At 42.9% G+C, this 8,044-nt stretch carries 7 protein-coding genes; 5 read left to right on the forward strand and 2 right to left on the reverse strand.

Annotated features, from left to right (window positions below):
- On the reverse strand, positions 1 to 311 hold a 311-nt coding region (locus JWQ85_RS15910), incomplete at its 3' end, for a DUF4339 domain-containing protein (protein ID WP_299469719.1).
- Between the two features lie 48 nt (positions 312 to 359).
- Positions 360 to 986: a DUF4159 domain-containing protein gene (locus JWQ85_RS15915; RefSeq protein ID WP_299469721.1), complete on the reverse strand. Its 627-nt coding sequence runs from the start codon at positions 984 to 986 to the stop codon at positions 360 to 362.
- Positions 987 to 1,217: 231 nt separating this feature from the next.
- Here JWQ85_RS15915 and JWQ85_RS15920 point away from each other — a divergent pair, with 231 nt between their 5' ends.
- The 5 genes from JWQ85_RS15920 to JWQ85_RS15940 all read left to right on the forward strand — a co-directional run.
- The gene (locus JWQ85_RS15920; RefSeq protein ID WP_299469723.1) at positions 1,218 to 2,243 is read left to right on the forward strand and encodes a MoxR family ATPase; all 1,026 of its coding nucleotides are present in this window, start codon (positions 1,218 to 1,220) and stop codon (positions 2,241 to 2,243) included.
- A 111-nt stretch (positions 2,244 to 2,354) separates the two neighbouring features.
- Positions 2,355 to 3,233, forward strand: a complete 879-nt coding sequence (locus tag JWQ85_RS15925; RefSeq protein WP_299469725.1) for a DUF58 domain-containing protein — start codon at positions 2,355 to 2,357, stop codon at positions 3,231 to 3,233.
- A 5-nt stretch (positions 3,234 to 3,238) separates the two neighbouring features.
- On the forward strand, positions 3,239 to 4,699 hold the full coding sequence (locus JWQ85_RS15930; protein WP_299469727.1) for a BatA domain-containing protein: 1,461 nt from the start codon (positions 3,239 to 3,241) through the stop codon (positions 4,697 to 4,699).
- Complete coding sequence (locus JWQ85_RS15935) at positions 4,692 to 6,812, forward strand: DUF4175 family protein (protein ID WP_299469729.1); 2,121 nt, start codon at positions 4,692 to 4,694, stop codon at positions 6,810 to 6,812. Before JWQ85_RS15930 ends, JWQ85_RS15935 begins: the two co-directional genes overlap by 8 nt.
- Positions 6,812 to 8,044: hypothetical protein (locus JWQ85_RS15940; RefSeq protein WP_299469730.1), on the forward strand; the 1,233-nt coding region annotated here is incomplete at its 3' end. The genes JWQ85_RS15935 and JWQ85_RS15940, both read left to right, overlap by 1 nt.

Below are 8,044 nucleotides of genomic sequence, written 5' to 3' on the forward strand. Positions count from 1 at the left end.
TCCATAGCGGCTATTGTTGCCAGAAGATAAGCAGATGCAAAAATGGAAATGAGCAGGGATATTAAAACAGAATCTATAAGATAGGCCAGCAATCGCCACCAAAAAGTGGCCAGGTTATCCTCGGTAGGAAAGTAAATTCCTTTAGTTTCAAAATATTCAAAAAATTCGGGCAGGTCTGATGCCCGCTGCCAATCATCCGCCAATGGCGATAACACCATAGTATCAACATCAAGGCCTGTTTCCATTACTTCCTCTAAAGTAAAAGGGCCTTCTTCCTGGTTATTCTTAAAAACAAAGTAGCTATCTGTCATGTAAAATTTAAAACTAAGCGAAAGGTAATAATAATTGCAATTACCTTATCAGGAATTCATGGCATAAACAATAATGTTTACGCCAAATTTGGTATTGTCTTCGGCCAGGAAACGCTTATTTCGGAAATCATAGTCCCATTCACAGCCATAATCCTTACTGCTGTATAAAACACCTATGCGGCCGTTAATTTCAATAGCCTTAAGGTAATCATGCACCAGGTCGTCGCCCCAACCGTTTAGCTCAAAGGAAGTGGTTGGCGGCCCCTTATCAAATTTGAAAAGGGAGTGGTATAATTTATGGTTGTTCGGGATCTTTTTTAACGCGTCAGGCCCAAATAAGGCCGACATCTGCGCCTCGAACGATTTCGCAAAAAGCCCGTCGATATCGTGATTGCAATCATCTACAAATACAAAGCCGCCGTTTTGTACATATTTTTTAAAGTTGGCCTTCTCTTTCGCGTCAAACTGTACAAGCTTGTGGCCGCTCAGGTAACAGAAAGGATAGGAAAAAATATCGTCGCTGCTTAAAGGGATGACCTTTTCATGTTCATCAATAGGTATCGTAGTGTACTCCAGCAGGGAGTTAAGCAGGTTTGATGGCATGCGCTGATCGGTATCCCAATCGCCGCTGTGATAACTTAACCTTGTGAACGTAAATTTTTGCCCGTATGCCATCTGCCGCTAAAAGTCTAAAATTAAAACAATTTTATTGCCTGCTTCCATTAATAAACTTAACAAGTTGTAAAGTTTTAGATACTTTATTGTGTTTTTGATAAAAAAGCATGGTATTTAATTAAAAGGGTAATATCTTGTGAGTGGATTGAAAGCCTCACCCCGGCCTTCTCCAAAGGAGAGGGAGCTATTAAACCCTCTTTGCGCGCAGCAAAGACCGGGTGAGTAAATAAAATGCTGATAGGTAAAATTAAAAACAACACATTGGAACTTACCGAAAATAACATAAAAGTCCTGCTCGAGAAATTACCGCAGCTAAAAGCCGAGATACAAAAGGTGATTGTAGGGCAGGATGCTATATTGGACGAACTACTGGTAGCTTTTTTGGCCGGCGGCCATTGCCTGCTGGAAGGTGTACCCGGACTGGCAAAAACGCTGATCGTTAAAACCATGTCGCAAGCATTGCATCTGGCCTTTAGACGCATACAGTTTACACCCGATCTGATGCCTACAGATATAATAGGTACCGAAATATTGGAGGAAGACCACGCTACCGGGAAACGTTTCTTTAAGTTTAACAAGGGCCCGTTGTTTGCCAATATTATTTTGGCCGATGAAATAAACAGAACACCACCCAAAACGCAGTCGGCTTTATTGGAGGCGATGCAGGAATTTGAGGTGACTTATGGCGGGCAAACCTATCCGCTGGATAAACCATTTTTTATATTGGCTACCCAAAATCCTATTGAACAAGCGGGCACCTATCCGTTACCCGAGGCACAGCTCGACAGGTTTTTACTGCTGGTAAAAATTGATTATCCAACCCCCGAAGAAGAATTTGCGATATTGAACAGAACTACCGGTACTAAAAAGGCTGATGTAAAAGCTGTTATTACGGCCGAAGAAATTATACAGGCGCAAGCCCTGGTAAGGCAGGTAACAATTAACGAAGATTTAACCCGCTATGTAAGCGAACTGATCCGTGCAACACGACCTGATACCACCACAAGTAACTACGTAAAAGAATGGGTGCGCTGGGGTGCTGGCCCAAGGGCAGGGCAGGCCTTAATATTAACTGCCAAGGCAAGGGCGCTGCTAAAGGGCAGATATTCTGTTTTGATGGAAGATCTCCATGCCATGGCACCGGCCGTTCTAAGGCACCGTATATTAATGAACTTTAAAGCCGAAGCCGAAGGCATCACATCAGATAAGGTAACCGCGGAACTGATAAAAGTAATAGAACGTAAAGGCGGTATGTAAACCGGGATTAAGCTGATTTGACAGATGCTGAAAATTATGGTAATCTGTAAAATCTCATAATCCTGGTCTAAATCCGAAATTGAACATCCGAAATTCGAAATCAAAAAAATCGTGCTTGATCCAAAAGTATTAATGACCATTAAGGATTTGCCATTGCTGGCGAAAACGGTTATTGACGGCTTTATGAATGGGTTTAATAAAAGTACGGTTAAGGGGCCGGGACTGGAGTTTAGTCAGTACCGCAGCTACCAGCCGGGTGATGATCTGCGCTGGCTGGACTGGCGGATGTTTGCCCGCAGCGACCGGTACTACATCCGCGAATCGGAAGTGGAAACCAGTATATCCATAAGGTTTTTGGTAGATGCCAGCGCATCTATGGGCCACGATGATAACGGCGTTAAGAAAATAGATTACGCCAAATTCCTGGCAGCATCTTTAGCTTATCTCGCCAATTTGCAGGGCGACTCAGTAGCGTTGAATATATTTAAGGATGGCGAGCTTTTCTCCATGCCCTCTAAACCCGATCCGCAGCATTTACAACGGTTATTCTACCACCTGCAACAAGTTAACCCGGCAGGCACGTTTACAAAACCCATTCATTATAAAGAACTTTTTGCCGGTACAGGCCGTAAAGAACTGTTGATTTTTATAACGGATATGTACCAGGCAGATGGTGAGATAAATACGTTGCTTAATTCACTATCGGCACTTAAACATGAAATTATTGTTTTCCACCTGATGGCGCAAAACGAGCTGGATTTTGATTTTAAGGGATTCTCTACATTAGAAGACCTGGAAACCGGCGAAACTATACAGGTAAATACACAAAGGGCTGCAGATACTTATCATGAGAAATTACAGGAGCATTTGGCAGCTATAAAAAGCAACCTCACAGGTAAGCGCATCGTATATCAAATGGTGAGCACATCGCAGCCGTTAGATGAAGCTTTGAGAGCATTTTTGGTACAGCGTAAAAAGGGAGCGAGATAGGCGGTATGCAGTTTTTAAACCCCATATGGTTTTTTGCATTGGCCGCGCTGAGCATCCCGGTCATTATCCACCTATGGAATGTACGCCCGGGTAAAACGCTAAAGGTTGGCAGTATATCACTCATTACCGAGGCATCAAAAAGTACCCGCCGCAGTTTTAAGCTATTGGATATTTTACTGCTAATACTGCGTTGCCTTTTGATGGCATTGCTGGCTCTGTTATTAGCATCGCCTGTTTGGCAAAAGGCTGTTCCCTTGCAAAAAGCAAAAGGCTGGTTGCTTATCCCTAAAGAAAAGTTAAAAAAAACCTACACCAAATTTAAACTTCAGATTGATTCGTTGAACAAAGCCGGGTACGAGTTTCATTATTTTAATAGTGGTTTTGCTAAGAACAACCTGCAAAAAATATTGGCTGATAGCAGTTTGAAAGATACTACCGATAAAGTAAACTACTGGACTTTAATAAAGGCTTTAGACAGGCAAACCGCAGCTGCGACACCCATATATGTGTTTACGCCAAATAATATCAATCACTTTAAAGGCAGCAAACCCGCTGTAGATCTGAACCTGCACTGGCAAACTTATACAGCGGCAGATTCTGTAAGCAAGTGGATAGCATCGGCATCATTAACAAACAGCGGTACTATTAAAGCAACACTGGGTAATAGCAGTCCGGCGGGCGTATATTACACTGATCAGATCCTTCAAGGCGGAGGCAGTAATGATATTACCGTTAATGTACAAAACGGCTTGCCGTCTGTAAGTTTAAAAGGTGCAGGTCAAACAGCAGTTCCTGTTGATACAAGCGCAATGCGTATCGCCATTTATACCGATAAGCATGCAGTTGATGCAGGGTATTTAAAAGCAGCGCTATCGGCAGCGGTTAATTTTAGCGGGAGAAAAGCTGTTATTAAACAATACAATAATCCGGCGCAAATACCCGGTGGGCAAACCTGGTTGTTCTGGTTATCAGAGCAGGCGGTTGGCGGTGGGGCTAAAAGCAGTAAGAATGTTTTCAAGTATGAAGCCGGTAAAGTTATAGATGTGAATACCTGGATAGAACCGGGGCACATTGCCCAGGCAAAGTTGATTAACCCTAAAATAGGCGAAGAGGTTATCTGGAAAGATGGTTTTGGTAAACCGGTGTTGGGTTTAGATGGTAATACTTATCATTTCTACAGTCGTTTTAACCCGCTTTGGAGTGATCTGGTTTGGAATGATGATTTCCCGAAACTGATTTTGAAGCTGATCAATAATCAGCCGGTTAGTGTACCCCAGCAGTATGATAAGCGGGTGTTAAGCAACGCGCAAATACAACCGGAATTGGTTAAAGAAAACAAGACTATAGCCTCGGTTAAAGCTGCGGTGCAAACAGATCTGTCGCGCTATTTTTGGCTTTTACTTGTGGTGGCATTTATTGCCGAGCGGATCCTGTCGCATAAAACTAAAACAGTAAGCAATGGCTGAGCAGGGCAGGTCATATAAAATACAAGGCTTACGCCGGCGCTGGATAATTTACCAGGTGTTGGAGGATGTGCTGTATTCGCTATACGCTGCCTTGTATGTTGGCGCGTTAGTGTATTACCTGTTGTCGCCGTCTTTATTGTGGGGGATTATTACATTCCCTGTAGTGCTTGCTATGATGTTAGCTGTGAACCGCCCATGGCAAATGAGTGATGAAAAGATCGCGGCATTTTTGAATAAGGAATACCCGGAATTACAGGAAAGCAGTCAATTGTTGTTGCTTTCTGCTGATGAGTTGAATCCTTTGCAGGTTATCGCATTGTCAAAAACCGAGGCTGTTTTAGCAGGGTTGAAAGTATCGCACAGGCCTTTTGCCAAACGTTTGGTTGTTGCTTTTGTATCACTTATTGTAGCCACAGGCTTTATATGGGCGCTCGGGAAGATCTTTCATATCGAAAGGATCTTCTATGGCCCTGACAGGCCGGTCGCTGTTTGCGCCCCTGGAACCATGGCCGAAAAAGTTTTGCCGCAAATAAATAGTGTAGAGGTAAGCATCACCCCGCCTGCATATACCGGTAAAGCAAAACGTACACAGGATAAGTTTAACCTATCTGCAGAAGAAGGCGCTACAGTTATTTGGAATATAAAAACTAACGTCGCCATTAAAAAAGCTTCGTTGGTATTTAACGATAAGGAACAAGTTACTTTAAAGAGCAATAATAAACGTACCGAGTGGTATGTTTCTAAAGCAATTGACAAACCCGGTTTTTATCAGGTGAGCATTGACGGTAAATTATCCGACTTATATTATGTGCAGGTTGTTAAAGATGGTGTACCTGTGATACATATTAAATCGCCAAAGCAATATACTTACATTGATGCAGGCGAGGTGCCAAAAGTCACCATAAACGCTACGCTGAATGATGATTATGGTATCGCAAATTCCACCATTATGGCAACTGTAGCCAAGGGTCGCGGCGAGGGTGTTAAGTTTAAGGAGTACAAACTCAACTTTACACAGGGCTTTGATGCACATAAACCCCAATATGATGTTCAGAAACTAATTAATCTGCCAACCCTAAATATGGAGCCTGGCGACGAATTATACTTTTATATACAGGCACAGGATACGCACAAGCAATTAAGTCGCACCGATGTGTATACCGTAAGCATACAGGATACCGCCGAACTGCTAAGTATGAATGGCATGCTTTCAGGCGTAAATATTAAACCGGAATTTTTCAGGAGTGAGCGGCAGATAATTATTGATGCCGAACAGTTGCTAAAAGACAAGGACAGTATCAGCGTAGAAAAATTTAATGCCCGCAGCAATGACCTGGGTATCGACCAAAAATTGCTGCGCCTGCGTTATGGTAAATTCCTGGGCGAGGAAGGCGAGGATGCTATTGGCGCGCCCAACAATGACCCTGCCGACCCGGCTGATTTTAGCAATGCCAAAAAGATATTGAAAGAATATACTGACGACCACGACAATGCCGAGGATGCAGGTTTCTTTGAGCCCGCTGTTAAAGCCCAGCTGAAAGCTACCCTTACCGAGATGTGGAAAGCCGAACTGCAATTGCGCCTATATAAACCACAGGCCGCTTTGCCATTTGCCTACAAAGCGTTGCGTTTACTGAAAGATCTGCAGCAGAAATCCCGCTCGTATGTAGCAAAAACGGCTTATAACCCGCCGCCGCTGAAAGATGAAAAACGTTTAAGCGGCGAACTGGACAAGATCATCCAACCCGTAAATAAGCAGGATATAAAACCGGCTGCCGACCAGTTAGACGCGCTAAAAAAAGCGGTGAATGTATTGGAAGCTTTAAAAGTTAACCCGGTGCTAAACGTTGGTGACAATAGAACGCTTCAGGGGGCTAACCAGCAATTGAGTTTGAGGGCATCGGCACAGCCGGGAGCTTACCTGCCTGCCTTAAATGCTATGCGCAGAATTATATCGGCACAAAAAGTAAATATTAAAGATGTAAATATTGTGGAAGGCGCATTGCAAAAAACACTCACCGCACTTAAAACTATGCCATCATCTGAGGAAGAGCCGACAGATATGGGCCTGTCAAAACAGTATTATAAAAACCTAAAACAAGCTAACCGTTAATGCAAAGCAACTGGCCATTTATTGTTATCGCGCTTTGCATATTGTTGGCTTTAGGCTTTGCATGGCTGGAGTACAGACGTACTAATAAAAGATTTTTGCTGTTGCGAATTATAGCGGTTATCATCGTGACGGCATCATTAGCTTGTATTATTTTGCCCATTACTTATAATAGCAGTGTTACCAAAACTGACGTGCATAAAGCTATTTTATTAACGGAAGGTTTTGATGTTGATAGTGTAAACACTGCCGGTTCAGTTATCTTAACTACTGATGCAGCCGTTAAAAAGGCATACCCCAAAGCCAAACTAATTAACGGCCTGGATGAATTAAGCCAAACAGACCGATTGCATATTTACGGCTACGGTTTAAGCGGTAATGAGTTAGCACAACTGGATAGCCTGCCACTTATCTTTCATCCATCAAAAACCCCTGTAGGAGTAACAAAGGTAAATTGGAATGGCGGATTCAAAGCAGGCGAAGCATTGCATGTGCAAGGCCAATACAATAATACATCGGCACAAAAAACAAAACTGATTTTAAGGGGATTAAATACAGGTTTAGATTCGGTAATACTTCCGCCAAATGTGCAGACATCGTTTGATTTAAGCACTATTCCCAAAACAACGGGCAAATTAGTATTCAGCCTTTATGCTGATACTGCACTTCAAGGCAATATTCCGGTGCAGATAGATCCTGTTAAGCCGCTAAAAGTTTTAATGCTTTCGGCTTCGCCGGATTTTGAAAGTAAATTTTTAAAGAACTGGCTTAGCGAAAATGGATACGCAGTGGCTTTACGATCTGCCATAAGTAAGGATAAGTTTAATAGCGAGTATATCAATATTGATCAGTTTAATCTGGATAAAATATCAACCCAAACACTTGATAGGTTTGATGTTGTAATTGGTGACCTCTCGGTTTTAAATGCGCTGAGCCCTGCCGAAAATGGCGCGATAAAACAGGAAATAGCCGACAAAGGTTTAGGTCTCATTGTCCGTGCGGATAGTACGGGCAAAACATCATGGCTGCAGAAACAATTCCCGGTGGATAGGCCATCGGGTAAAGAGCCGCCATCAGCTGCACTCATTATTAATGGTAAAAAAAGCCTAAGCAAGTTAAATTATGGTCTGGCGCATATCATTTATCAGAACGGTACGCAACCGCTGGTTAAAACCGCGCAGGATCGTGTGCTGGCAAGCAGTGCTATATCCGGTTCGGGCAAAGTTATTTTCACC

It is taken from the genome of Mucilaginibacter sp. (genome assembly GCF_028288105.1).
Taxonomy (GTDB): Bacteria; Bacteroidota; Bacteroidia; order Sphingobacteriales; family Sphingobacteriaceae; genus Mucilaginibacter.